Origin of the sequence: Acinetobacter sp. Tr-809 (assembly GCF_011753255.1) — a bacterium.
Classification (GTDB): Bacteria; Pseudomonadota; Gammaproteobacteria; order Pseudomonadales; family Moraxellaceae; genus Acinetobacter.
On the sequence record NZ_VWVZ01000001.1, the window covers coordinates 50,034 to 75,579 of the forward strand.

The following is a 25,546-nucleotide window of genomic DNA, read 5'->3' on the forward strand; positions in this document are numbered from 1 at the left end:
TTGATCAGGGCAAAACAATTTCGGGTTGATTATGACGGAAGTAGAGCAGCAACTTACCCCTCCAACTGAACCAAGACAACAGCGGCGTATTCTACGAAATATTCTGCTGATTGTACTGATCATTCTTTTATTATTGGTCAGTTCTTTGGTAGTGATGATGTCAACGGATAAGGGTAGCCGTTTCCTATTAGACCGTGTACTTCAAAGCCAGAAAACCATTAAATACGAATATGAAAGCGGTAATCTGCTTTCAGGCATTATTTTAAAAAATGTATTGGTGCGACTAGAAGGAATTGATGTTTCTTTGGATCGTGCCGATGTGTCTTTGGGCTGGCGAGCCATCCTTAAAAAAGAAGTGCATCTTAGCCATGCTGATGTTCGTAATCTAAAAATTCTTGATAAGAAGCCACCTTCAGGCAAACCATTTGGATTTGACCCGATCAAACTTCCTTTTGTATTGCGGGTTGATGAGGCGAGCCTGGACCATTTAGAACTTCAAACCACCACATCTAAAGTCAATTTTAGCGATATTTATCTTAAAGATGCTTTGTGGTCAGAAACCAAATTAAAGTTCAAAGATTCACGCATGAAAATGGAGTTTTTGGCAGTAAATAAGGCAACAGGAGAAATGGATTTTAGTGGTAAATATCCACTTAATGCCACAGCTGACCTGATCATTCCATCACTTAAAAGCCTCGATATTGATGTCATTAAAGTCGCGGCCAGAGGCTCTTTAGATACGTTGAAAGTTGGTATTGCAACACGTACTCCTGATTTATTGACAGCTTGGGCGGTTGTACATCCTGTACGTGATCATGTGCCAATGAACGGTGAGTTGTTTTTTAAAAACTACCATTTACCGTTGTTGAAAGATCAGAAACTTTTTGCCAAAGATGGTGTGGCAAAATTTAATGGCGATATCCAAAAATTAGCTTTAAGTTTGAATACAGATTTAAAAGGCGAACAAGTGCCAGAGGGGCAATATACTGCGCTGATGGATACTGATTTAACTCATCAATTGAATATTCGTGAATTTAATGGCCAGTTGATGGGCGGTGCAGTGAGCTTACTGGGTTTTGTCAATTGGCATGATCATGTCTCTTGGGATGTTAAAGGGCGTTTGGATCGCTTGGACCCGAAAGACAAAACTGTTCCGCAAATTGCACAAGATTTCTTACCGCCAAATTTGGATGCGAGCTTGAGCTCAATAGGTTCAATGGAAAAAGGTTTGGTGCTGAACGCACAACTTGCGTTTGACAAATTTGAAACTTGGGCGGTTAAGCTGAATCAAGCAGAAGAAAAAGACAAAAAAGCACAACCGATGTTGTTGGATGTTTCATGGAAAGGGATTGACCGTGCCATGCCATATATTGGCTGGCTCAGCAGTGAAGAAGGTCATACCAACCTGACATTAAAAGAAGGTCAGCAAGACATTTACCTCACAACCACGATTCGCCCTCATGAACAAGCGTTATTACCAACAGGAAAATATGATGCGCGTTTGGATGTAAAGGGTGATCTATTAGATGTGGAAAACTTCCGTTATGAAGCGGAAAAAGGCAGTTTGTCAGGTCAGGCCAAAGTTAAGCTGCCAACCGAGAAGCAGCAGCTTTCATGGCAAGCTCAGCTCAAAGCACAGAATTTTAATCCGCAAACTGTTACTGCGGCTGCACCGATTAACTTATTGAATGGTGAGATTAAAGCCACTGGATTTGCCAAGCCGAATCAACAAATTATTCAGCTTGAACAGATTGATTTAACAGGGCAATTGCCACAAGAAAATAAAACAGAAACGATCGCCCTAAAAGGCAAAAGTACTGCAGCACTGATTTTCCATGATGAGAAAGCTGGTGGTGGATTTAAAAGTTTTGCTGTTGATTACAATGGTTCTTTAAATGCCTTGAATCAAGGCAATGGTGTATTAAAGATTAAGGTTGCAGGTACGCCTGATTACATCAAGATCAATGAACTTAATCATGATGGTGTTGCAGGAAGGATTTATGCGACGGGTGCGGTCAATCTCAAAGATAAATTGGGTTGGGATATTGACTCCTCATTAGTCCGTTTTAAACCACAATATTTTGTTTCAAGTGTCAAAGGTGAAGTTTCTGGGCGAGTTAAAACACTTGGTGTTTGGTCAGATAAGCTGAAACGTATTGATATTCGTGAGCTCAATGCCGCAGGTTTTATCAATAACAAGCCAATTCGAGGTCGTGGAAATCTAAGCTTGCTGCTGGATTCAAATCAAGAAGGATTCTTACCACAACAATTTCAAGCCAATGATTTATTCCTTGCTTATGCACAGAACCAACTTCAAGCAACTGGAAATGCACAAAATTTAGCTATTAAATTGAATGCGCCTGCATTGTATGAGCTTTATCCAGGGTTGCGTGGGCGTGCTTATGGCAGTTTAAATGTACAATCGAAACCTCGCTTGAAAGCTACAGCAAATATGATGGTTGATAACTTTACTTTTAATGATCTGGTGACGATTCGTTCGCTAAAAGTACAAGGTGAATTGCCTACCTCTGAGACTACACCAACACAACTTACTGCAACATTAGATCAGTTACGTAATGGTAATCGTGAAATTGAACATGCAACTTTGAATTTGGCTGGAACGCGTAAAGCACATCTATTAAAGATTGAAAGTAAAAACCGCCAATCTAATTTTTATGTACAACTTGCTGGTGGTTTTAATCCAAAAAATGATTGGTTGGGGTTGATTCAGAAAGGTAGCTTTAAATCTCACAATATCAATTTGGTACAGAATCAGAATGCTCCAATTATTTACACAACAGCGCAACAAGAGCTATATGTTGGTCAGCATTGCTGGCAAAGTGCAAATAGCCAATTATGTCTAGATCAAGCTGCACGGATTAGTAAAGAAAAAGGTAGCTTTTCATTTATTACTAAAAATTTAGATTTAAAAGACTTTACTGCATTCATGCCGGAGGGCTTGGCCGTAACAGGTCAACTCAATGGCTATGCTAAAGCATCTTGGGCTCAAGGTAGTCATCCTAAACTTGATGCACGATTGGTAACGCGCAAAGGTGAAATTGGATTGGCTGCGGACGATCCACAAGATCCTGCAACGACGGTAACCTATGACGAATTAAGTGTAATCGCAAAAAGCATCAGCGAAGGCTTACTGTTACGTGTTGATATGAAGACACCTGATATTGGTACAGGTTATGCCAATGTGATTATTAATCCATATCAGGCCAATATGCCAATGCGTGGTGAAGTTGCATTTGATGATGTGCAACTAAAAGTCTTTAAACCCTTTATTAAAGATGTACGTTCAATGTCTGGTACCTTGGCTTTGGCAGGTAAGATGAATGGTACCTTGACGCAACCAGAGTTCGTCGGTGAAATGCGCTTGAAAAATGGTGCAATTTCGATGATCTCTTTGCCTGTCAACCTTAGTAATATTCAGTTGTATTCCTCTATACGCCAGCAATCTGCAAGTATTGATGGTGCTTTTAATAGTGGTCAGGGTGTTGGACGCTTAAAAGGTAATTTTGATTGGAAAAATGATCCACATTTAAATCTGACGTTGAAAGGTGACAACCTATTGGTGCGTCAAGCACCAATGATCACGGCGATTGTAGAACCTGACCTGACATTAGATGTCTATCCATTTAATCAACGGTTAAGTTTGAAAGGCACAATTGATATACCGCGCGCTCGAATTTCAATGCCTGAAAGTTCTGCAACCGTAGTGAACTTGTCACCTGATGTTCGTGTGGTTCAACAAGGTCAGGATTTGCTTGCGACGTTAAAAGCAGCAAAGCCTTGGGATATTCGTGCCGATATGACCGTGACTTTAGGCAATCAAGTCATTTTCCAAGGTTTTGAAAGTACCATTCCATTGGTTGGTCGTTTGCACTTATCGCAACGCGGTTTGGAAACGGCAATGCGTGCCAATGGTGCGATCGGTGTAAGTCAAAAAGTGAAGATCGAAGCCTATGGTCAAAGTCTTGATTTGAACCGAGCGATTGCACGTTTTAATGGACCATTGGCGAATCCAACCCTAGATATTGATGCAAATAAACCTGTTCAAGGTAGTATGGTCGGGGTACGCGTCACGGGTACTGCCACTGTACCGAATATTCAAATTTATAACGATGCGGGATTGTCGGAACAGGAAGCATTGAATGCCTTACTCACAGGCCGTATTAATGAAGGTAACAGTGGTTTAAGCAATACCGAAGGCTTTAAGTCTGACGTGAATAATACCATTGCTGCTGCGGGTATTAGTATGGGCTTGGGGGGTACGCGTGCTTTGACCAACCAGATTGGTCGAACCTTTGGTCTAAGCGGTTTGGCATTGGATGCACAGGGTACGGGGGATGATACACAAGTAAGTCTGACAGGTTATATCACGCCAGATCTGTTTATTCGTTATGGTATTGGTGTATTTACCCCAGTGAATAAATTGACCTTGCGTTATCAGATGAACCGTCGTTTATATCTGGAAGCGAGCCAGTCTTTAGAACGTGCGATTGACGTATTCTACAATTGGAGGTTCTAAACAGGATTTATAGCTTGATTTAGAATCAGAAAGAGGAATTATTTCGATGAAATAGTTCCTCTTTTTTATGTTTGTAACACTCCCCCAAACCGCTAAAAAAACATCCTCATAAAAATTAATCAGGACAGATATATTAACTGTCTGGGACAGTTTTTAATGTCTATGCTGATGGTTAATTTAAGGGTTTAAAAATCCAACTTATTGTTTTGTTTGAATAAACTATAATTTTTATACTAAATTTCTGGATGTTTTTTAATTTGTTGGGAAATTAAAATTATTGCGATTTATTGATTTAATTCTTATAGTTGGAAAATAAATTCATTGTTTTAATTAGCTTTTTTTGATTTTTAAAGTAGGATTTCTACATTTCCTAATCAATATGTTTAGCACTAAGGTTTGATGAGCATCAATAATTTGTGAGGGTAGTTATTAGATCTATTGCAAAAATAAAAATTAATCAGGTATTTGATTTTTTTATAAAATCATTGATGGGATTTAGATCAAAATTAAAATGATTAATTGCGTCAATGAAATGTTTAGATCTAATTCATTCCTGAACACAAATAATTAAACAAGATAAGAGATTTTTCTAAGAGGGCTATATACACCATGATTGATCTATTGATCAAAATAATTGAAACGGGAAGTGTTCCAAGTTTTATTATATATATCATTTTTGTCTTGGCTATTTACTTTTTTGCCAAAAAAGTAAGAATTATTCAAGACGTTTTTTCATTATATGATTCTACGCGGAATCGTAAAATCAAAGAGCTTGATCAGAAAATTGAATCTGATATTTACTCAGAATATGAAAAGGATGTTTTTAGATATAAAAGAAAAGTTCTGAGCTATCAAAAATCTTTAAAGACAGCTGAGACTCATCTGCCATCACTGGTACATGTTAATAGCTATGAAAATAGTAAATTTATTGTTGATAAGCTAAAGAGTTGTGGCAAGCTTGTTGAGTTCGATGAGTCTTTAGGTCAATTTAAGCTTAAGCAGCCAATAGATGAAGTACGTGCGGAAAAAAGAAGTAAGATTGGTGAAGTTGTTTTCATGATTAATGGAATAGCTGCTTACTTTACAATGTTTGTACCTATACATTTTTTTGAAAAAGAAATTAATGCGACCAATGTAATCCCTATTGCTTTATTTTTATTTTTCGCAATGATTCTCCAGGTTTTTTTAGGTGGGGTGTTTATGCGCTATATGAGGCAGCATAAAGATGCAATCCTACTTACTAAAATAAAACCTATAGATTTGGAATATCTAAAAAAATTGGATGCTAAAAAAGCAAGTCAAGATACTCCAGTCATTGAACAACAAGATCAAGATACTGAAAATTCACCATAAAGCATTTATGAGCATAATCATTGTTAATTTTGTTTTTTCGCCTGTTATTAAAAACTGCTTAGCAATGAATTATTTGGGTTGTATGAAAAAGCAGATTTATTTACCCTCGAAATACTATCCACATAAAAATTAATGAGGATTAACCATCTGGGGAAATTTTTTAATACTTATGCTGATGGTTTGGATAATATTTCTAAGTACCAATCCATTATTTTATTTTAATAATTTAGAATTTTAAGTCTGTTATTTAGGTCATTCTAGTCTTTGGCTTAAAGTTAAAACCATGGTTCTGAATTGCGTTGATTTTATGGTGGAATATATAAATCTGTTTTTTGAGTGTGCATGTTGTGATGTTTTGGCAACCGTAAAATCGAAGGATGTGCGTAAAAGAAGAGTCTGAAATGAATAAATCTTTAAAAGAATTACGCAGCAATCATAGCAATGTGGTTCACAGCAGACACCCCAACTTACAGGTTATTGGATAAAGACATGGGGGGAATTGCACTATCACCAAAAGGTGGTGTACTAGGAACAACAGTGTGAGCAAATAGTAAAGCAGAACGCTTAGCGCTAGCTGATTGTAAAAAGAAAAGTGGCGGAGCTTACGAGCTGCGAATTACCTATCATAATCAATGTGCAGTGATGTTTTTGCGAGACAACATATAGAACTGCTCAGGCAGAAATTATTGAGGAAGCTACAAAGCTAGCTGTTAAGGTTTGTTCTCAAGAGGACATTAACTGCTGCGTTTATTAATCAGCCTGTACCGAACAGTGTTTTGTTAGCTACTAAAAATACAGACCTGCTTTATTTAAAGCAGGTTTTTTATGGCGAATTATTTTAGAAAATAAAAAATGTGATAGAATTAATATAACTTATTGAAAATTAATGATTTTATGACATTTTTTGGAGAAAATAAATGAAATCTGTCACTTTTGGTCAGCTTTGGGCAGTGCTTGGCTTAGTGCTATTCAGTTCGACACTCCAAGTCAATGCTAAGGAATATTATAAGTGGGTCGATGCCAAAGGCGTCACCACTTATTCAGCAACCCCACAACCTGTACAACGACAAGAACCTCAGCTCGATCCTGTTAAAAAGAATAGCAATACTACAGCACAACAGCCGACTGCACCCAAAGAGCCAAAAATTACAACGCTGACAACAACTACCGCAACAACACCTACCAAACCTGTAACTGCAGCCACGGCGACCACAAACAATTTTACTGCGACAAGTGAAATACTTATTCCTGTTAAAAACTGCAATGGGGTTAGATGTTGGGACAGTAAGGGAAAGCATTATAGTTTGGTTGCGGGTACGACTTATCTCTCTGCCAATGGAGGAAAGTGTCAAAAGTTAGGCAATAACATGCGTTGTAGCAAATGATTTGTATGTTTTTATTACGGAAAGCATGGTTTTAAAGGCTTCCTTTTGCAAAATAAACAAGTTTCAGTATGATGTGTGCATCAAATTAGCCGCAGTATGATGATGAAAAAAGTTTTGTTTATTGCAATAGGTTTAGTTTTGGCTGGTTGTGCTGAGAAAAAGCCATTAACCCCTGAAGAACAATGGCATGGCTATTGCGTCAGTGTGGGTAATGCAGCACGTTCGATTACTTTAGATCGTCAAAATGGAATTGAGCAAAAGCAAGCAACGGAATATGCGGCAAAGATTGAAGATGAAATGACACGCAAATTTATCTTTAAAATTTTGGACACGGTTTATGCACTTCCTGCCGATCAATTGAAAAAAGATCCAGAAGCATTACGTGAAAATTTAAAGAAACAGTTTATGCAAGAATGCTTGGTTACCCCACACGACAAGCTGCCAAACTATAAACTTTTTTAATGTGTATATAAAAAAGACAACACCGTTTGTCTTTTTTTATGGATGTAATTTATTGTTTTATTAGACTTTAACCTAAGACCAAAGCGGTATTTCCAAGGGATGAACATTTCGCTATAAAATAATGGGCATCACGTAGAAATACGGTAGTTGCATTAACATTTAACGCGAAGTCTAGTAAAATTTTGCTTGTCCACATTACTTGTAAAGCTTGTAGCAAGCTGGAACTTACAAGTAATTTTTTAAAAAAGAGGAATAACACTGTGCTAGAAGCTTACCGCCAACACGTTAAAGAACGTGCCGCACTCGGAGTCCCACCGAAGCCGCTTGATGATGCTCAAACTGCTGAACTCGTAGCCTTATTAAAAAATCCACCAGCAGGTGAAGAAGCTTATTTAGTAGATTTACTAGAAAATCGTGTTCCAGCAGGTGTTGACCAAGCTGCATATGTAAAAGCTGCTTTCTTAGCTGCTGTTGCAAAAGGCGAAGCAACCTCTCCACTCGTATCTAAAGAACGTGCAGTTTACTTACTAGGTACAATGCTTGGTGGTTATAACGTAGCACCACTTGTTGAACTTCTAGACAATGCTGAGCTTGCAGAATTAGCTGCTGAAGCGTTAAAGAAAACACTTCTTGTATTTGATGCATTCCATGACGTAGCTGACAAAGCAAAAGCAGGCAATGCCGCTGCTAAAGCAGTATTACAATCTTGGGCTGATGCAGAATGGTTCACAAGCCGTGCTGACGTTCCAGAAGAAATCAAAATCACTGTGTTCAAAGTAACAGGTGAGACCAATACGGATGACTTGTCTCCAGCTCAAGACGCTTGGAGCCGTCCAGACATCCCATTACACGCAAACGCAATGTTGAAAAACGAGCGTGACGGTATCAACCCTGAAAAACCAGGTGAAGTTGGTCCATTAAACCAAATCAAAGATCTAATCGCGAAAGGCAACCAAGTTGCTTACGTGGGTGACGTTGTTGGTACAGGTTCTTCTCGTAAATCTGCAACTAACTCTGTACTTTGGTTCTTCGGTGACGAACTTCCACACATTCCAAACAAAAAAGATGGTGGTGTGTGCTTAGGTTCTAAAATCGCGCCAATTTTCTTCAACACAATGGAAGATGCAGGTGCATTACCTGTAGAAATCGACGTTGCCAACATGAACATGGGCGACGAAGTTGTATTGAAAATTGATCACGCTGCTGCAAAAGTAACTGCATTCAAAGACGGTGCACAAATTGCAGAAGCTGAGCTTAAAACCCCTGTACTTTTAGACGAAGTACGTGCTGGTGGTCGTATTAACTTGATCATCGGTCGTGGCTTGACTGCGAAAGCGCGTGAAGAATTAGGTCTTGCACCTTCAGCATTGTTCCGTACACCAGTACAACCTGCTGACACTGGCAAAGGCTTCACTCAAGCGCAGAAGATGGTTGGTCGTGCATGTGGTTTAGCTGAAGGCCAAGGTATCCGTCCGGGTACTTACTGTGAACCTAAGATGACCACTGTTGGTTCTCAAGATACAACGGGTCCGATGACGCGTGATGAGTTAAAAGACTTGGCATGCTTGGGCTTCTCAGCTGACTTAGTGATGCAGTCTTTCTGTCACACTGCTGCGTATCCAAAACCAGTTGACGTAACAACTCACCATACATTACCTGACTTCATTATGAACCGTGGTGGTGTATCTTTACGTCCAGGTGACGGTATTATCCACTCTTGGTTAAACCGTATGTTACTTCCAGATACTGTTGGTACTGGTGGTGACTCACATACACGTTTCCCAATCGGTATTTCATTCCCAGCGGGTTCTGGTCTTGTTGCGTTCGCAGCTGCAACTGGTGTTATGCCACTTGATATGCCTGAATCTGTACTTGTTAAGTTCAAAGGTAAGATGCAGCCTGGTATCACTTTACGTGACCTTGTACATGCAATTCCTTACTACGCGATTCAAGCGGGTGACTTAACTGTAGAGAAGAAAGGTAAGAAAAACATCTTCTCTGGTCGTATCCTTGAGATCGATTTATCAGAAATGGAAAATGACTTGACCGTAGAGCAAGCATTCGAACTTTCTGATGCATCTGCTGAGCGTTCTGCTGCTGGCTGTTCAATCACACTTTCTGAAGAGAAAGTTGCTGAGTACTTACGTTCTAACATCACCATGTTGAAGTGGATGATCGCAGAAGGTTATGGCGATGCGCGTACAATGGCACGTCGTGCTGAAAACATGCAGAAGTGGTTAGATAACCCAAGCTTGTTGAAAGCTGATGCTGATGCTGAATACTTAAAAGTTTACGAAATCGATCTTGCTGACATCAAAGAACCAATTCTTTGCTGCCCGAACGATCCAGATGACGCGAAACTTCTTTCTGACGTTCAAGGCGACAAGATTGATGAAGTATTTATCGGTTCTTGTATGACCAACATCGGTCACTTCCGTGCAGCAGGTCAGTTACTTGACAAAGTACCTGGTGGTTCATTGTCTACTCGTTTATGGTTGGCTCCACCAACACGTATGGACGAGCATCAATTGATGGAAGAAGGCTTGTATAACATCTATGGCCGTGCTGGTGCGCGTACAGAGATGCCAGGCTGTTCATTGTGTATGGGTAACCAAGCACGTGTAGCACCGAACACAACATGTGTATCGACTTCTACACGTAACTTCCCGAACCGTTTAGGTCAAGGTGCAAATGTTTACTTGGCTTCTGCTGAGCTTGCATCTGTAGCTGCGGTTCTTGGTAAATTACCAAGCCCAGAAGAATATCAACAGTACGCGTCGCAAATCGATAGTGCTTCTGCTGACATCTACAAATACTTGAACTTCGACAAGATGAGCGAATATACAAAAGAAGCTGATCAAGTTGATACTAAGAAAATCCAAGCTGCTCAATTGACCTAATGAGCTAGGATTAAGAAAAGCCGAAAGGCTTTTCCCTGAGAAGTATCACTTCGCAAGAAGAGCAAATCTATGATTTGCTTGAGCTAAAAAATATGGGCTGATTAATCGGCCCTTATTTTTTTTGAAAAATTTTTAATTCATCTAAATTTTGAAATCAGCTATAAATCCAAAAAATTAGTAATTCCTGTGCTGTACCTATCTAATAAGCTTAATTGATATGACCATCTAAATTTGTCTTTACAGTTCAAATAATCCATCGTTTAATCATCGAAAATGAGTGATTTAGAAAGTTGATTTAATTATATGGCGAAACAATCCCGCTTCTTATGTATTGGTGGATTTCTTAACGGTTCAGCTGTGAAAGATCAAGGTGACAGTTTTATCTGTGTCGAAAATGGCAAACAAGTCAGCTACCGCAAAAAGGAAATCTTCCATCAAGACTCGTGGCATCAAGATTACTACGTCTGCGAAACGACGACAGAGCAACAAGCACGAAACTGGGTTTATGATATCAAGCCTGATTAATGATGCTGATATCATTTTATTCGCTGTGTAGGTTTATAATTCTAGTACCCTTCAAATTAGCTACATGAAAAAGCCCCTTCTGTAAGGGGCTTTTTTAAACTAAATTATCCTACCAATAACCCAACACTTTCCACCAAAGCCCGCCAATCACCACAAAGATGATGATATTGACGACACTCATGACAAAGCCAGCTTTCCACCATTCACCCAGTGTGGTGTAACCCGAACCGAACACTACAGGCGATGTACCCGTTGCATAATGGGTTAAGGTCATCATGATGCTTGACGCTGCTGCCATCATTAAGGCAAATAACATCGGTGGTGCGCCTAACGCCAGTCCTGCGGTATAGAAGGCTGCAAACATGGCAGTAATATGTGCTGTGGTACTGGCAAACATATAATGTGCATAAAGATAGGCGAGTATTAACAATAAACAGGCGGGCATCCAGCTCAGTCCTAAATGACCAATCCCGGTTTCTAGTACACCTGAGAACCACGTGATTAAACCGAGCTTATTTAAATAAGTCGCCATCATCACCAAAGCTGCGAACCAAGTGATGGTATCCCACGCGCTTTTTTGCGTCAGAATATCTTCCCAAGTCAATACACCTGAGATCAACAGCAAACCTAAACCAATAAAGGCAGTCGTGGTGGGATCAACCGACCAAGCTGAACCAAAGATCATAGCAGGGATGCCTGCCCATAACAGCAGTAAAATCCCAAATACCCCCAGCATAATGATTTCATTTTTGCTGACAGGTCCCATTTCTTTTAACTTAGTTTTGGCAAACTGAGCTGCATTCGGAGTTTCTTTGACTTCAGGTGGATACATCCAGTACATAATCAACGGCATGATGATCAAGGCAATCAAACCAGGTAATAACATCGCCAGTGCCCATGTACTCCAACTCAAGGAAATCTGACTATTGGTTGCTTTCGCGACCAGATCAACCACCAACGGGTTAGGGGCGGTTGCGGTAATAAACATGGCAGAAGTAATGGGGTTGGCTTGATAGTTGACCAAAGCTAAATATTTCCCCATTCGGCTTTCGGTGCCTTTGGCAGGGTCAGAGTCATAACTGGTAGAAATTGCACGTACAATCGGGTGAATAATTCCGCCACCGCGTGCGGTATTACTTGGGGTAACAGGTGCAAGAATCAGTTCAGACAGTACCATGCTATAACCGATACCAATGGTTTTCTTGCCCCAAACCGCAATAAATAAATAGCCTAAGCGTGCGCCTAATCCCGTTTTTTGCAAACCTTTAGAAATCATGATTGAAATACCAATCAACCAGATCAGCGGATTGGCAAAGCTGCTGAGCGCATCTTGAATTGCACCACTTGGACTATCGTTAGTGACACCTGTCACAGCGACCAAAGTAATGGCAATAATTGCAATTGCACCAATTGGCATGGCTTTACCAATGATAGCGGCAATTACACCGACAAACATCGCTAATAAATGCCATGCGTCAGGATCAACGCCAGCGGGTACAGGAATCACGAACCAGATCAGTAATGCAATAAATAAAGAGATCAGCGTCGGGAGAGCTTTGAATCCCATGTAAATTCCCCTTGTTGTACGGGTTTAATAAAATTTATAGTTCTTTATGAATGAATCGTTAAAGAAAATAACCACTAAGCTTTTATTATCGTTGAAGCGAGCGTCAAACTGCAAAGAAAGTTTTGTTGAAACAGCGTTATATAGGGCAAATAATTTTGTTTTAAAACGAGAAAAATAGGGTGTTAGGTTAAAATCCCTTATTAAATATGAAAGCATCATGCTACATTTTTAGCTTGCTTGATCAAACAATAAGTATGGTATGACTCAATTTTCATGGCAGCAATTAAGACGCTTTGTTTATGACAATCTGCACAATGATGACTATAAAAGTACGATTAGCCGCTGCGTAAACTATGTACTGATTGCCTTGATTATTGGCAACGTTGCTGCGGTTCTGTTGGAGTCAGTCAACGAATTTTATCAACTGTACAAGCCTTATTTCGATTTCTTTGAAAATCTCTCGATTATTATATTCAGTGGCGAATACTTACTCAGGCTCTGGAGTATTGTTGAGGAAGAACCACAACAAGCTGCTTGGAAACAGCGGATTCGTTGGATGAAAAGTGGTGGCGCAATTATCGATTTATTGGCGATTTTGCCAGCTTATCTCAATTTCATTGTTCCGATCGATTTGCGTTTCTTACGGGTCTTACGTTTGGTTCGGTTACTCAAGCTAACCCGTTATTTTGTTTCCTTGCAAATTTTATTGCGCGTTATCCAACGCGAAAAAGGCTCATTCCAAGCGGTTATTTTTATCTTGGTCATTATGATTGTAATGACGGCATCTGCGATTTATGTGGTTGAGAATAAAGCCCAGCCTGAGGCGTTTAGTTCAATACCACAATCGATGTGGTGGGCAGTAGTTACCTTAACCACAGTTGGTTATGGCGATGTGACCCCTGTGACTAACTTGGGGCGGATACTTGGTGCATTCATTACCATTCTTGGTGTCGGTATTGCTGCTTTGCCTGCGGGTATTTTGGCTTCTGGCCTTGCCAATGAACTAAATATGCGTAATCAGCGGCTTGAGCAAGAGTTTAGAGAGGTATTACAGGCCAAAGGCTTGGACCTGTTACATGATCAGATTGAAATTGAACGGATTCGCAAAAAGGTCGGTTTACCCAAAGAGCAGACCCATGAAATTATTATGCAATTGGTCAGGGAAAAGCTGCTTGAAGATCAGGAGCAGGAAAAGAAACAGTACCGTTTTTGTCCGCATTGTGGCGAAAAGCTCTCTGAATAATTTGAAATTTATTATAAAAATGTAGCCAAAGACTTAAGCAAAATTTTGCCTTGCTTAGTTATTTATCCTCAGTAGACGACACCCAATTTGCTCTAAAGTTTGGTAACACTGAGACTCAGGGCTTTTTTATTAAAAATTAAAAGTAAAGTTCAGTCCATTAAGCGCTTCTTCACATAGATGCTATTTCATTTAAAAAAGTTAACAATAATCTTTATCATTTGTGATAGTTTCTTATTTAGTGTTTTGTAATTTTTAAGCTTATTTTAAGTTTACGCAACTGATGAAGTTCTCCCAACATGATTAAGCGGCGTTATCTAATTTTATTATTGCTTCCATTGGCATTTATTTCCTTATTTGTCGGTGTTGGTGAGATGAACCTTGCAGGCTTGTGGGCAGGAAATTCACATGACTGGCAGTTGTTTTGGACTAGTCGTTTACCGCGTCTTATGGCAATTATTGTGGCAGGTGCGGGTCTGAGTGTCTGTGGCTTGATTATGCAATCACTCAGCCGCAACCGTTTTGTTTCTCCAACTACCGCAGGTTTATATGACTGTGCCCGTTTAGGTGTATTGGTTTCGATTATCTTGCTGCCAAGTGCTTCTATCTTTGTCAAAACAGGTTTTGCGATTGCGGTGACACTGATCGGGGCGATGGTATTTATGAGCATTCTGGCGACCCTCAAGCATCGAGATACGGTTTTTGTTCCATTAGTCGGGATGATTTTCGGCAGTATTATCTCGGCCTTTACTACCTTTATCGCCTTACAGTTGGATTTATTGCAGAACTTGGCGGGTTGGTTGCAAGGGGACTTTTCTACCATTTTAAATGGTCAATATGAGCTGATTTATCTTAGTGTTCCTGTCTTGATTCTGATTTATATCTTTGCCAATCGTTTTGTATTGGCAGGCTTGGGACAGGATTTTGCCACCAATCTTGGACTCAATTATAAACAGACTTTATTTCTGGGCTTACTACTGGTCTCGGTGATTACTGGTGTGGTGATTGTGACTGTTGGCGCGATTCCTTTTCTTGGGCTGATTGTACCGAATTTGGTCAGCTTATATCTAGGCGACAATATCCGTCGAACCTTATCTCATACGGCACTTCTGGGGGCTTTGCTGGTTCTACTCTGTGATGTATTTGGTAGGGTAGTGATCTATCCCTATGAGGTGTCAGTGAGTCTGATTATGGGCATCGTTGGTAGTGTGATTTTCCTGTGGTTATTGCTCAGGAGATATCGCTATGCCACATAAAACTAAGCTCATTGTTTTAGCCTTTTTAGCTATCCTCAGCATTGCCTTGTATCTGGGTTGGAATTTGGGTGTGGCTTGGCAATATGCACTTGGTTTGCGCGTGAAAACTGTTGCTGCAATTATTGTCGCAGGTGTCGCTGTCGGTGTATCAACTTTGGTCTTCCATACCATTGTCAATAATCGGGTCGTGACACCGCAGGCTCTAGGATTGGATAAGTTATATGAATTATCCAAGACCAAGATTATTTATTTCTTTGGTGCCAGCACCTTGCTGTCATTTAACTTTGTCTTGGATTATTTGATTAGCTTGGTGTTGATGCTGAGCTTTGCCTTGGTGTTGTACCACTTTATTTTCAAGAATGTTGCACAGCAAAATATTTACTTCCTGCTGTTGGTGGGGCTGATCTGTTCAACCTTATTCGACAACATGACCACCTTCTTTCAAGTCTTACTCGATCCTGATGAATTTCAGATTGCAGCCTATGCTGGTTTTGCCAGTTTTAATGTGGTGAAAATGGAAACGGTTGGGCTGTCTTTGCTAACCATTGTGCCAATTCTGTTTTACAGCCTAAAACACTACCACAAGCTCGATGTGATGGCGCTGGGGCGTGATCATGCTTTGAACTTAGGTTTGGATTATGACAAGACCAGTCGTTTGCTTCTCATTCTTGTGGTATTGGCACTAGCTTCTGCTACAGCCCTAGCAGGTCCGATGATGTTTCTTGGCTTGTTGGTCCTTAACATTACCCTTGAGCTGTTCAAGACCCATCAACATCACATCTTATTACTCGGCATTATTCTGGTCAGCATCCTGTGTTTGATGATCGGGCAATTCATCGTATTGCATCTTTTGAATTTCAAAACCACGCTCAGTGTGATCATTAATTTTGTCGGTGGAATTTATTTCTTCTGGATATTACTGAAGGAAAATAAAAAATGGCAATAGAGCTAAAGAATTTAAGCAAAAGTTATCAGCAACAACAGGTGGTACAAGAGCTTTCCCTGAGTATTGCCAAAGGTCAGTTTACTGCTTTTATTGGCCCGAATGGTGCGGGCAAAAGTACCGTACTTTCGATGATGAGCCGTCTAATTGAGGCTGATCAGGGACAAGTTTTGCTGGATGGACAAGATCTAAGTCAAATGAAAAGTGCCGAGATCGCGAAAAAGCTAGCGATTTTGAAACAGTCCAACCATACCGAGTTGAGACTCAGTATTGAAGATTTGGTGGCATTTGGTCGTTTTCCCTATTCGCAAGGACGCTTAACTTCAGAAGATCGCAAAGTGATTGATCGTTCTATTACCTACATGGATTTAGAAGCATTACGACATCGCCAAATTAGTGAATTATCGGGTGGACAACGCCAACGCGCTTATATCGCCATGATTCTGGCGCAAGACACCGATTACATCTTGCTGGATGAACCTTTGAATAATCTAGATATGAAGCACTCTTCACAGATTATGAAGGTGTTAAAAGATCTGGCTGAAAATCATGGTAAATCCATCATTGTGGTAATTCATGACATTAATTTTGCCTCAGTGTATGCCGATCACATCATTGCCATGAAAGAAGGGCAACTGGTCTACCAAGGTCATCCACAACAGATGATGGATGAACGCATTCTCAAGGATATTTTTGATTTTCATATCCCGATTCAACAAATTCAACAGCACAAATTAGGTTTGTATTTTATTAGTTAGGAGTTCGTTATGCTTTTCAAAAAAACATTGCCAGTCATGATGCTGAGTGTGGTCTTGGCTGCATGTAGTAATTCCGAAGCACCTTCTGCGAAACAGGACGTAAATACCACTGCTACGCATGACAGTTTGAGTTTTAACAGCAAGGCTGGTCAGATTCGCATTCCAGCTAATTTGTCTCGGATTGCAGTACTGGATACCAATGCGCTGAATACGATTCATGCCTTGGGGGCGAGTGATAAAGTGGTCGCTTTGCCAAAAGGCACACCTTTACCGAAAGTTCTACAAGATTTTAACGATGGTAAATATCTTGATGTCGGTACAGTCAAAGAGCCGAATCTGGAAAAAATTGCGGCCAGTCAGCCTGAGCTGATTCTCATGAGTGGACGTATGGAAAACCTACTTGATCCAATCAAACAGATTGCGCCAACTTATTTTGTCGATGTGGACTACAACGATCAGTTTAATTCCTTTAAACAGCAAACCCTAAATATCGCTGAAATGGTGGCTAAAAAGCCAGAAGCTGAGCAGCAGTTGCAAACTTTAGAAAAAGACATTAACGCATTAAAAGCCAAAACCAAAGGTAAAACAGCATTGGTGATTTTGGTGAATAACAGCAAAATTGCTGCTTATGGTCCAGGTTCACGTTTTGGTAATATCCATGACTTATATGGTTTTACCCCCGCAGATCCTTCAATCAAAGTCGGCTTGCATGGTATGGCGGTGTCGCATGAATTTATCGCTCAGAAAAATCCAGATTATTTATTTGTGATTGACCGTGGAGCAGCGATTACTGAAAATCAGCAGGGCGCAAAGCAGGTATTAAATAATAAGATTATCAATCAGACCAAAGCAGCTCAAAATGGCAATATTGTTTATCTGGATTCAAGTAACTGGTATTTGATGAACAATGGTCTAGATGGTATGAAGGACATGTTGAAAGAAGTGGCAGATGCTGTGAAGTAAAAATTCAATCTGCTGATTTTATAACAAAAACCCGAAGGACTTCCTTTGGGTTTTTTATATGATGGGATTTAATAAATCACTATTTTTATAACATCATGCGTATTTCTTTACTGTATTTGGGTACAGCGATTTTAGCCATTTTGCTGCTGATTTCTGGAATTCAGCCTTTCGATCGAACCACGTGGTGGCTTGAAGTGATACCCGTATTGATTGTGGTCCCGTTATTATTCGCCACTTACAAAGCTTTTCCGCTCAGCCCTCTGTTATATGGACTTATTTTCTTGCATGCCATCGTGCTGATTGTAGGTGGGGCGTATAGCTATGCGCGCGTGCCGTTGGGTTTTGAAATGGCACAATGGTTTGGTTTAGAACGTAATCCTTATGACAAAATTGGACACTTTATGCAAGGCTTTGTACCTGCCATAGCTGCGCGTGAAATCCTGATTCGTAATCATATTTTAAGCAAAGGCAAAATGCTCAGTTTCATTGTGATCTGTATTGTATTGGCAATCAGTGCCAGCTATGAATTGATTGAATGGGGGGCTGCATTGTCTTTGGGGCAAGGGGCAGAAGAATTTTTGGGAACACAAGGGGATGAGTGGGATACACAGTCAGATATGTTTTTTGCCTTGATTGGGTCGATCACAGCCTTATTGTTATTCTCTCGATGGCATGATCGACAAATTGCAAAGTTAATCTAGTCAGCGCCAAAGCAATGAATCTACAGTTAAGACACTGCAGATTCATTTTTTTGTGAATATTTGGCGTATGCTAGCGCAATCAATAGAATCGCCAAACCGCCTAAACTTAAGACAAAACCCACCCAAATCGGTGCTAACCAACCCATATTATGACTAAGGACCCAACCGCCCAAGAAAGCACCGAGCGCATTGGCCAAGTTGAAAGCTGAATGATTCAGTGAGGCTGCCAAAGTTTGTGCATCACCCGCAATATCCATCAGATGGGTTTGCAAGGCACCGCCTAGACCGATCACAGTAAACCCAATCAAGAATAGGGCAGCAATTGCGGTATAGAGATTGGACATCATAAAACTGGCCGCAACAAAGGCGAGTGCAGAACTGATTAGGATGCCAATAATGGTTTTAAATAGATTTTTATCTGCCAACCAGCCGGCAACCAAGCCACCAATCACCATACCAACACCCCAAATCGCGAGGGCCACAGGCACCACGCGGATATCGGCATGGGTATATTCGGTTAGGATTGGTGAGACATAACTATACACTGAGAACATGCCACCAAAGCCAATTGCACCAACGGCGAGGGTGAGCCACATATTGATATTTTTTAAGCCTGCCAACTCCGCTTTGATACTGGCAGTTTTCTGCAATGGGATATTGGGAACAAATAGGCTGACACCGATCAGGGTAATAAACGCAATCACCGCAGAAAACTCAAAACCTGATTTCCAGCCAAATTGTTGACCCAGCCATGTGGCAATCGGTACGCCAATAACATTGGCAATTGTTAAACCCATCATGACTTGAGCAATCGCTGTGGCACGACGCTGTTTGCCAGCTAGTTCAGCCGCAACCAATGCTGCTACACCAAAGTAAGCACCGTGTGGAAATCCTGCAATAAAGCGAGACAGTAGCATGGCTTCAGGTGTAGTCGCAAAAGCGGTTGCTGCATTGGCCAAACCATAAAAAAGCATCAAGCTGAGCAATAGCGTCTTTCGTGGTACTTTTGCCCCTAAAATCGCAATAATCGGTGCACCCACCATAACACCAAGTGCATAGGCACTGATGAAATAGCCTGCATGCGGCACACTGACATTTAAATCGGTGGCAATTTCCTGGATTAGTCCCATCGCCACAAATTCGGTGGTGCCGATACAGAAACTACCAACAGCAAGGGAGAAAATAACCAGAAATAAAGAATAGTTGTGTGAGGGTGTGGAATCTAAGGGAGAGCTTGGCGAGGACATAATATTTCGAGTTAAAAAGTACTGCTGTATTATATTCGACTCGCTTTAGGAAAGGTGAAATGGAACACAATTTTTATCGCAATTGGTTTGCAGATACAGCATAAAAATTGATTAATTGAATGATAATTGTTTTCATTTATGTATAATGCAAAGCAGACAATTTTTAGCTGAATGTTTATAAAGGGTGGGAAGAGAGTGAAAAAATTATTAATCAGTTCATTGGTTGTGGTGTCAGGTTATAGCTTTGCTCATGAACCCTATGTTGCACCGCTTGCATATACAACGGAACAAACCCAAGTTGCAATTATCTCGGGTTATGCAGAAGAAGCTTTACAGAGTGAATACGCATTAAAAGATGCGAAGTTTGAAATTACCGCACCAAATCATACTAAAACCACGATTGAGCCAGATTCTAAGCTCGGTTCGGCAACAGTATTTGACTTGAAATTGCCTGAAGCAGGGACTTATACGGTCAAAACCAGTGCCAGTTATCCATTGAAATATGTGCAAGATCAAAAAGAATGGAAAATGTTCTTTGATATGCCAGCAGACAAAGCACCTGCTAAAGCTGAGCGTGATTTTGTCATTCCTTCGGATTTAAAAGCGAAAAAATTTACACCTGTCGAAATTACCCGTGAATGGACATTTTTGACTTATGTGTCTAAAGAAAAGAGCACGCCAGTGCAGGCAAGCACAGCATCGATTCAAGTTGAGTTTTTAACCCATCCAAGTGAGCTAAAGGCCAATCAAACGGTGAAGATTAAGGTATCGAAAGCCAATCAAGCATTGACCAATGCCAATGTGGTCATTCGTGCTAAAGGTGCAACAGATAAGCAAGGCATAAGCTTGAAGACTGCCGCAGATGGTAGTGCTGATTTAGTTTTTGCTAAAGCAGGCGAATACCTGATTGAAGTTAGCGAAGCGGTCGATGCGAAGCAAAAGCCAAGCAATCAGTTCTATAGTATTATTAGTGTTGCTGTAAATTAAGAAGCGAAAAGGCTAATTCTGATGAATTAGCCTTTTATTTCAATGTCACTTTTATTGATTTGACTCATCATCCATGGCATTACTATAAAATTTAACGCCCAATTTAATTCGATCACGACCATTGCTCATACGCCATCGATTACTATCTCTAAGCGAATAAACACAACCACAATATTCCTGTTGATAGAACTCTTCGCGTTTGCTGATTTCTAGCATGCGTACCGCACCACCATGTTTACGCCAGTTATAGTCCCAATATTGAATATCAGGATAATGTGCAGCAGCACGTAGACCACAGTCATTGATTTGCTGCATATTCTTCCAACGTGAAATACCCAGTGAACTACTGATCAAGCTAAAGCCATTCTCATAGGCATATAGTGCTGTGCGTTCAAAGCGCATATCAAAACACATAGTGCAGCGAATACCTTTTTCAGGCTCATTTTCCATGCCTTTGGCGCGTGCAAACCAGTTATCCGTGTCATAGTCACAATCGATAAATGGAATATTATGCTTCTCGGCAAAGCGAATATTTTCCTCTTTACGGATTAGATATTCTTTGACTGGATGGATATTGGGATTATAGAAAAAAATTGAAAAGTCGATGCCTGACTCAATTAAGGTTTCCATCACCTCACCTGAACATGGGGCACAGCATGAATGCAGCAACAGTTTGTCGTGTCCTTCAGGTAGGCTGAGTGTTTGGCGTTCAAGTGTCTTTTGACTTTGATGGGTCATCGTAGGCATGGTCTGCAGCAGATAATCGTCTATTGTAAAAGTTTTAAAAGCTTGTTGCGGTTGAATTAAATGAAATGTTCTCAGTTCATGCTGAAAATTTTTTAATAAAGATTACTTCAATCTTTACAGCATCTTTTTTGCTTTGGTTTAAGTTTTCTATCAAGACTGAGATGTTCACGTCAGCCAAGATGAATATATTTCATTTGATGTAAAAATGATGAATTAAAATCAAGATTGAGACAAACTCATTAATTTAATGCTAAGATGAATTATATTCAATAAAATCCTTTCCGACCTTTTTAAAAGGATGGATAACCTAGTATTCAAAATCTGATTATGTGAGGTGCTAAGTTTCCCTTAAAAAGGGAAGTTTAGAGGATTTAACTGCTAGGCCATTACTATGCTAGAACTTCGTCATTTAAAAACTTTAATTGCTTTAAGAGAACACGGTTCATTGGTCTCTGCTGCAACAGATCTATGTCTTACCCCATCTGCAATTTCACATCAATTAAAAGAATTGGATCACTGGTATGGGGTAGAGGTTGTAAATCGTCGTAGCCGCCCTGTGAGTTTTTCCAATGTGGGGGAGCGTTTACTTAAACTGGCAGATGATGTATTGCCTCAGGTGCAAATTGCGCAAACCGATATTACGCGTATTGTGCACGGGCAAACTGGGCGAATTATTTTCTCATCTGAATGCCATAGCTGCTTTGATTGGTTGATGCCGTTACTCAATCAATATCGTCTGCAATATCCTGACGTAGATTTGGATTTCGCAGCAGGCTTTGAGTCTAACCCCCATGAACTCTTGCAAAATGCTGAGTTTGATCTATTGATTACGGCTGATCCAATTGCATTAAAAGGGATTGAGTATTTCCCGATCTTTGAATATGAGTCACGTTTGGTGCTATCGAATACCCATCCTTTGGTACGTGCCGAGCATGTTTCAGTACAAGATTTAGCTGAAGAAACCTTGATTACCTATCCTGTTGATAAACATCGCTTGGATATCATGGCGCATTTATTTATCCCTGAAAATATTCAACCCAAGCATATTCGGACCACTGATTTGACTCAGATGTTGATTCAATTGGTGGCAAGTGGACGCGGTATAGCCGCTTTGCCAGATTGGGTGGTAAATGAGTATGAGCAAAAAGGCTGGGTGGTGAGCCGCCGTTTGGACTGTGTTTCACCTCAAGGTTTAAGACGCAAGTTATATGCAGGTTATCGTGCCGAAGACAAAGAAAAGAATTATTTTGAAGGTTTTATTAAGCAACTGGAGAAATTTTCAAAGTTACGTACAGTCTATTATGAAGAATAATAAGCTTTGGTTATTCCAAAGGTAGTTGGGTAAAACCACTACCTTTGCATTGGTCAGGATCGTGTTGTCAGTTCATCATTTTAAAGCAACTAAGATTTCCCTATCAGCAAGGATAAGATTCCTGCGGCAATCAGTGGACCAACAGGGACACCTCTGAGTAGCGCAACACCTGCGACAGTTCCAATCAGAAGGCCAGCTACCACATCGGGTTGATTACTCATTAGCTTGACGCCACGGCCACCAAGCCATGCCACTAATAAGCCAACAGCGATCGCAGCTAGGGATTTGATACTGATAAACGATTTTAGAATACTTTCACCGCTAATTTTGCCACTTGCGATAGGTGCCAGTACGCCAATCGTCAGGATGATAATACCAATATTCAGACCATGATTTTGAATATAAGGGAAAAATTGATTTAAAGGCGTAAGCTTGACTAAAATCAGGCAAGCAGCGGCTACTGTTACGGCCGTGTTTTGACTAAAGATCCCGCAGCCCAATAAAACAAGCAGAACCAATAAGTTGACATCGAATTGTGAAAACATGCGCGAAATGTTTAGGGGAAAGAAAGTTGAATTATATCGTAAATTGAAAGCTGACTTTGGCTAAATTAGCATTTGAACTTCTTGGCGCATCGATACTCTGTTTTTCTGAATCTCCAAAAAGCCATCATTCAACTAAAAGTTGAAGATGGCTTCCTTAAGCAAAAGAGATTAAGCCAGTTTTTTAAATGTTCCATAATATGCAATTTGTTCATCCCAGAATTGTTCCCACAAATCACAATATTCAAGACAAATTTGGCGGATCGATGCATATTCAGATTCGACACAGGCTTGGGCTAACACGAACCATAAATCATCTTCATGATCATCATCCGCAGCTTCCGCTGTTGCATCATGTGAAACGCCATGTACAAAGTAGTATCCACTATCTACATCAAAGCCTACAGCATTGGTAGCCTGACGTAATGCAGGGCTAAATAAAATGACTTCTTCTTCTGCCACAGCCAACAACGCAGAGACAGCTTGATAGCTATCAAATGAGTTTTCCAAATAGTTGCGAACACGTTGAGAAATGAGAGAAGGCTGGTAGTCATTACGTTCTGATTGACTGAGTTCAAAGTCATTTAACACATCTTCAAACAGTGGGTAGTGCGCATATTCTGGATTACCAGAATAGTAGTCTTCTTCATCGAGACCAGGACGGAAACCGAATTCATCTAAAATATTAAGATTAAGTAAAAAGCGCGGGAACATTTTAGAGCCAGATAATAAACGTGGTTCTAATTGTTTAGTTTGAAATTGTGCCATTAGTAATGCATCAGTAAATACCTGTACGATGGCATGGCGATATTCTAAATGAATGTGTTTTAAGGTTTCTTTATCAATTACACCGTCATTTAAAAGTTGAATGGCTGGGTGGCGTGAAACAGGATGATTTGAAATTTCCTCGCGTAATTGTTTCAGAAAGTTCAGATTCTTGTTCCATTGTTCTGCAGAAATACTATTCTTCATTCCTTCAATAGCTTTCTGTCTTGGGTTGTTAAAGTTTTCAAATTTTTTTGGCATAGTCTTGTACTCGATGAATTAATAATATTATTGCTTTTCCAATTATTTAGTTAGATTTTTTTTGGTTGCTTATGAATATAACTATTAGTTCAACCAAACATCTTTTTATTGGATGATTTAAATATAAAATGATTTTTTTGTGAAATCAATTTATTAAGTCGGCTAAAAAATAGTAAGAAAGTTTATGAATTAACTTAACTGTAAGAAAAAGGTGAAATGTTTCACGGAAAAAACAAATATTTTAAAAATAGAAAGATTTTTTTACAAATGATCTTGTATGTAGACTGATTTTTACATACCCTATAAGAGGGAAAATTAAGAAAATATAACTTTTCTATAATGCTCTTAAAATAACATAAACATACATAGTGGCCAGAACTTTCCAGCATGTAAACTATGTCTAAAAAATGCATTAAATTTTTTGATAGAATTCTAAAAGGATAATAAAATGTCAAAAAAAGAAGATATTATTACAACGGCTCTAGACCTTTTTAACCGTCATAACTACAGCTCTGTGGGTGTGGATCGAATTATTAGTGAGTCGGGCGTTGCTAAAATGACTTTCTACAAATACTTTCCATCCAAAGAGAACCTGATCGAGGAGTGTTTATCTCGAAGGAATAAAAGTATTCAGGCAGCCATTGAACATGAAATTAGCTTAATTCCAACAGATGATTATCTGGGGAAAATCAAGGCAGTCTATTTTTGGCATTTGTCTTGGTTTAATTCAGATGATTTTCATGGCTGTATGTTTCAAAAAGCTTCTTTAGAAATTCTACAACAATATCCTTCAATTATTGGGCCAATTGTAGAGTATCGTGAGTGGTTAATGGCTTTGGTTGAGAATTTATTTGAAAAGGCTAAGGTATTTCAACCACACGTACTTACAGCGATGTATATCAATATCCTTGATGGTATGACAGCGTATGCAAAAGTGAATAAGGATCATGCGCAAATCGAAGAGTGTTGGTATTATATTGAGCGTCTGATTCATTTAGAAGCAGCTTAATGAATTATTTTATTTAGTTTTATTAAATGACGGTTTTATGAAAATTAATATAAATAAAAATTAAGCTTAATTTAAATCATATTTAA

Annotated in this window: 20 protein-coding genes; 15 read left to right on the forward strand and 5 right to left on the reverse strand. The window is 39.7% G+C overall.

Features of this window, described 5'->3' with window-relative positions:
- The first annotated feature begins 31 nt into the window (after positions 1-31).
- From F3J02_RS00255 to F3J02_RS00280, 6 genes are all read left to right on the forward strand, one after another.
- A complete protein-coding gene (locus F3J02_RS00255; protein WP_167246626.1) occupies positions 32-4,537 on the forward strand; it encodes a translocation/assembly module TamB domain-containing protein in 4,506 nt (1,501 codons plus the stop codon).
- A gap of 609 nt (positions 4,538-5,146) precedes the next feature.
- Entirely contained in the window at positions 5,147-5,890 is a 744-nt protein-coding gene (locus F3J02_RS00260; RefSeq protein WP_167246628.1) for a hypothetical protein, read from the forward strand.
- A 917-nt stretch (positions 5,891-6,807) separates the two neighbouring features.
- Positions 6,808-7,275, forward strand: a complete 468-nt coding sequence (locus F3J02_RS00265) for a DUF4124 domain-containing protein (RefSeq protein WP_167246630.1) — start codon at positions 6,808-6,810, stop codon at positions 7,273-7,275.
- Between the two features lie 102 nt (positions 7,276-7,377).
- Positions 7,378-7,737: a hypothetical protein gene (locus tag F3J02_RS00270; protein WP_032878237.1), complete on the forward strand. Its 360-nt coding sequence runs from the start codon at positions 7,378-7,380 to the stop codon at positions 7,735-7,737.
- 260 nt (positions 7,738-7,997) lie between these two features.
- Complete coding sequence (locus F3J02_RS00275; protein ID WP_167246632.1) at positions 7,998-10,637, forward strand: bifunctional aconitate hydratase 2/2-methylisocitrate dehydratase; 2,640 nt, start codon at positions 7,998-8,000, stop codon at positions 10,635-10,637.
- 303 nt (positions 10,638-10,940) lie between these two features.
- Positions 10,941-11,162: a hypothetical protein gene (locus F3J02_RS00280; protein ID WP_167246634.1), complete on the forward strand. Its 222-nt coding sequence runs from the start codon at positions 10,941-10,943 to the stop codon at positions 11,160-11,162.
- 109 nt (positions 11,163-11,271) lie between these two features.
- Here F3J02_RS00280 and F3J02_RS00285 read toward each other — a convergent pair whose 3' ends face one another.
- On the reverse strand, positions 11,272-12,729 hold the full coding sequence (locus F3J02_RS00285) for a DASS family sodium-coupled anion symporter (protein WP_167246636.1): 1,458 nt from the start codon (positions 12,727-12,729) through the stop codon (positions 11,272-11,274).
- Between the two features lie 259 nt (positions 12,730-12,988).
- Between F3J02_RS00285 and F3J02_RS00290 the strand changes: the two genes are divergently transcribed.
- The 6 genes from F3J02_RS00290 to F3J02_RS00315 all read left to right on the forward strand — a co-directional run bounded on the left by F3J02_RS00290 (position 12,989) and on the right by F3J02_RS00315 (position 18,590).
- Complete coding sequence (locus tag F3J02_RS00290) at positions 12,989-13,972, forward strand: ion transporter (protein ID WP_167246638.1); 984 nt, start codon at positions 12,989-12,991, stop codon at positions 13,970-13,972.
- Positions 13,973-14,268: 296 nt separating this feature from the next.
- Positions 14,269-15,225: an ABC transporter permease gene (locus F3J02_RS00295; RefSeq protein ID WP_167246640.1), complete on the forward strand. Its 957-nt coding sequence runs from the start codon at positions 14,269-14,271 to the stop codon at positions 15,223-15,225.
- Positions 15,215-16,171, forward strand: coding sequence for an iron chelate uptake ABC transporter family permease subunit (locus F3J02_RS00300; protein WP_167246643.1), 957 nt, complete (start codon positions 15,215-15,217; stop codon positions 16,169-16,171). Before F3J02_RS00295 ends, F3J02_RS00300 begins: the two co-directional genes overlap by 11 nt.
- Positions 16,162-16,926: an ABC transporter ATP-binding protein gene (locus F3J02_RS00305; RefSeq protein WP_167246645.1), complete on the forward strand. Its 765-nt coding sequence runs from the start codon at positions 16,162-16,164 to the stop codon at positions 16,924-16,926. Before F3J02_RS00300 ends, F3J02_RS00305 begins: the two co-directional genes overlap by 10 nt.
- Before the next feature lie 9 nt (positions 16,927-16,935).
- Positions 16,936-17,889, forward strand: a complete 954-nt coding sequence (locus F3J02_RS00310) for a siderophore ABC transporter substrate-binding protein (protein WP_167246647.1) — start codon at positions 16,936-16,938, stop codon at positions 17,887-17,889.
- A gap of 95 nt (positions 17,890-17,984) precedes the next feature.
- The gene (locus F3J02_RS00315; RefSeq protein ID WP_167246649.1) at positions 17,985-18,590 is read left to right on the forward strand and encodes a DUF2238 domain-containing protein; all 606 of its coding nucleotides are present in this window, start codon (positions 17,985-17,987) and stop codon (positions 18,588-18,590) included.
- Between the two features lie 26 nt (positions 18,591-18,616).
- Here F3J02_RS00315 and F3J02_RS00320 read toward each other — a convergent pair whose 3' ends face one another.
- A complete protein-coding gene (locus tag F3J02_RS00320; RefSeq protein WP_167246650.1) occupies positions 18,617-19,837 on the reverse strand; it encodes an MFS transporter in 1,221 nt (406 codons plus the stop codon).
- Between the two features lie 195 nt (positions 19,838-20,032).
- Between F3J02_RS00320 and F3J02_RS00325 the strand changes: the two genes are divergently transcribed.
- A complete protein-coding gene (locus F3J02_RS00325) occupies positions 20,033-20,824 on the forward strand; it encodes a DUF4198 domain-containing protein (protein WP_167246652.1) in 792 nt (263 codons plus the stop codon).
- 51 nt (positions 20,825-20,875) lie between these two features.
- Here the strand turns inward: F3J02_RS00325 and F3J02_RS00330 are convergent, their stop codons facing one another.
- Positions 20,876-21,571, reverse strand: a complete 696-nt coding sequence (locus tag F3J02_RS00330; RefSeq protein WP_167246654.1) for an epoxyqueuosine reductase QueH — start codon at positions 21,569-21,571, stop codon at positions 20,876-20,878.
- Between the two features lie 391 nt (positions 21,572-21,962).
- Here F3J02_RS00330 and F3J02_RS00335 point away from each other — a divergent pair, with 391 nt between their 5' ends.
- The gene (locus F3J02_RS00335) at positions 21,963-22,883 is read left to right on the forward strand and encodes a LysR family transcriptional regulator (protein ID WP_167246656.1); all 921 of its coding nucleotides are present in this window, start codon (positions 21,963-21,965) and stop codon (positions 22,881-22,883) included.
- An 89-nt stretch (positions 22,884-22,972) separates the two neighbouring features.
- Here F3J02_RS00335 and F3J02_RS00340 read toward each other — a convergent pair whose 3' ends face one another.
- Positions 22,973-23,428 (reverse strand): DUF441 domain-containing protein, encoded by a 456-nt coding sequence (locus F3J02_RS00340; protein ID WP_005204306.1) that lies wholly within the window; start codon positions 23,426-23,428, stop codon positions 22,973-22,975.
- A gap of 168 nt (positions 23,429-23,596) precedes the next feature.
- On the reverse strand, positions 23,597-24,451 hold the full coding sequence (locus tag F3J02_RS00345) for a hypothetical protein (RefSeq protein WP_167246658.1): 855 nt from the start codon (positions 24,449-24,451) through the stop codon (positions 23,597-23,599).
- Between the two features lie 448 nt (positions 24,452-24,899).
- On the opposite strand from F3J02_RS00345, the gene F3J02_RS00350 reads away from it, so the two are divergent.
- Positions 24,900-25,460, forward strand: a complete 561-nt coding sequence (locus F3J02_RS00350) for a TetR/AcrR family transcriptional regulator (RefSeq protein ID WP_167246660.1) — start codon at positions 24,900-24,902, stop codon at positions 25,458-25,460.
- The last annotated feature ends 86 nt before the right edge of the window (positions 25,461-25,546 follow it).